Below are 2,335 nucleotides of genomic sequence, written 5' to 3' on the forward strand. Positions count from 1 at the left end.
GTCTTCGTTCCGTTCGGGGTCTGTTCCGTGCGCTGCACGATCCGGTTCGACGCGTCCCGCACGTACGACACCTTCGACCCGTCCGTCAGAGCGGTCTGGACGTGCCGGTCCTGCCCGTCGTAGACGAGGGTCTCGTCCGCCAGCGTGGTGGTGTTCCCATGCGCGTCGTAGACCAGCTGCGCACCGGTCAGGGACTGGTTCACCGGCGTCGCTCCCGTGACCGGGTTCGTCACCGTGGTCCCGATGAGCCGGTCCGCTGCGTCGAAGCAGGACGCAACCTGCGTCGCCGCACCCGCCGACGGCTCCCGCGGCGTCGAGGAGCTGGTCCGACGAAGCCGTCCGGTTCCCGTTCTTCCCAGCCGCAGCGACCGCACCCGACTGGGTGCACGTGCTGGCACCGAAGCCGTAGGTCAACCGGTGCCGCGGGATCGACGCGGCCACGAGCCTCCCGGCCGTGTCGTAGGAGTACGTCGACGTGTTCGACGCCGCCCCGAGGGCGGTGGTGTCCTTGAGCACGTTGCCGGACTGGGACCGGACCACCTGGTCGGTGACCTGCGGCTGGTTGTTCGGGAACGACCACGTCAACGCGGTCAGTGCACCGGCACCGTCCTTCGTGACCGTGACCGAGGTGCCGTTGCCGGCGTTCCCGGCACCCGCCGGGTACGCCACCGAGCGGTCGACAATGCCCGGCAGACCCCGGGCCGGTACTACGAACAACCCGGCTCCTTGCGGTTCGCGCGCGCAACATCACGCTTGGCTTTCGCAAGCGCAGCTTTCTGTTTTCGAGCGCCTTGCTTCCCCGGTAAGCATCGTCACCCGCATTAGGACCGGAGCAGGACAAACCAATCGGCCTGTCGCGCCGAGAACGAGGGAACCGTAATCATAGTTCCTTTAGTTCTTGCTGCATTTTCCTTGTCAACCCCGTTCCCGCAAAGCGGACTCCGTATCCTTTTGGATCCAGGAGCGGCAACCTCACCTTGCGGTCATCGAATGAAAGCACCAGCACGCCACCTCTCCTGACGGGAGCGGACCGAGTCGATTCAAAAACGTCACCGGTCTCGGCATAAAACTCACAATCTCCGTCGCGCTTAATCTCCTTGATCACCTCACCACGGTTACTCCGAACAACGATCGCGTCCGAGCTGAAACTGACGATCAGATCACGTTGCAGAGCCTGGTCCGGGCCCGCTCCCAGAGCAATCCGACCCTCCTTGGTCCATCGCGCAAGGACATGAACCGATCCAGGCAGACTGCCCTGAAGCAACGAGAGCTGGTGCGCTGCCGGAGCGAATGAGCACCGCACGATCAGAAAAAATAGCCCGGAGACGAGCAGTATCACAACTGCACCTATGGCCACGGACGCAATTTGCGACCCCTCCCCGCTTAGCAATGCCGAGAGGACGGCGGGAGCGCCGACAATGATACCGAAGAAAGCCGGGAGGAGTGGGAGCAGTCCTCTGGACGGATTGCCTTTACGCTTTTCTGTCATCTGGCCTTATCTCCTTGGGATGTAGCTCACTCCTCCGGTGAGGGAAGAGAATATGGCCCCGCCCGCTCCGGGGATTATTGCGCCGAAAACTGCAGTCATACTCTGAGCCGCACAATACGCATTGGGGCGCTGGATGCAGGCTATCAGTGTCGAAGCTGGCCCGAATGCGCTACTAATCGGCGCCAAGACCGCGCCGACTTCCGGAAGTCCTACCGCGAACGCGATAACTGCAATAACTCCGATCACGAAGCTGGCTTGACCGAGTTGCGAGCCAGACCGCGCCAAATTTTTCCTAATTTGCTGCGGCGTGAGTCGGGCCGGCCTGCTACAACCGCGGTACGTATTTCTGCAATTATAGGGTACATGCTTTGATGGTAGCGACTTTACCCGTTTCCCATTCGAGCCATAACATGCCGCCGGCATGCATTTGTAGCTTGCTTGACCGGTGAAGTCAAAGCTGTTTATGGGGTCGTTGACGTACACGTACGCGTTGTCGGTGCCCCCTTCAACAGGGTCGACCTGCAGGAACCGTCCGAGTGCAGCGACGTACTGCCGGGCGCCCATCTCGATCGTGGCGATCGAGCCGAGGTGTTCGCTGAGCTTCTGGTGCTGCCCGAGCCATCCGTAGTCGGCGTTGCCCTGCTGCGTGTCCGGCCCGGACTGGTTCGCCGTGGCCGTACCGAACAGGCCGGTGGCCTGGTCCATGACCTGCCCGAACGGGTCGTACACCGGCAACACCTGCGAGGCGAGCTGGCCCGACCCGTCGGTGGTGGCGACGATGTCCCCGTGGAGGTTCGGGTACGACCACACCGCGCTCGTCCCACGGAGCTCCGCGGTCAGCCCGCC

The 2,335-nt window shown here is 62.7% G+C and carries 3 protein-coding genes; all 3 read right to left on the minus strand.

Going from position 1 to position 2,335, the window contains the following annotated elements; translation table 11 throughout:
- Nucleotides 1–233: hypothetical protein (locus BEP24_RS16135; RefSeq protein ID WP_141693503.1), on the minus strand; the 233-nt coding region annotated here is incomplete at its 3' end.
- Between the two features lie 647 nt (nucleotides 234–880).
- On the minus strand, nucleotides 881–1,489 hold the full coding sequence (locus BEP24_RS17275) for a hypothetical protein (protein ID WP_141693504.1): 609 nt from the start codon (nucleotides 1,487–1,489) through the stop codon (nucleotides 881–883).
- A 6-nt stretch (nucleotides 1,490–1,495) separates the two neighbouring features.
- A partial coding sequence (locus BEP24_RS16760; protein WP_216093160.1) for an RHS repeat-associated core domain-containing protein occupies nucleotides 1,496–2,335 on the minus strand: 840 nt, incomplete at its 5' end.

The sequence above is a fragment of the Curtobacterium sp. UCD-KPL2560 genome (assembly GCF_001705035.1).
In the GTDB taxonomy this organism is placed as follows: domain Bacteria; phylum Actinomycetota; class Actinomycetes; order Actinomycetales; family Microbacteriaceae; genus Curtobacterium.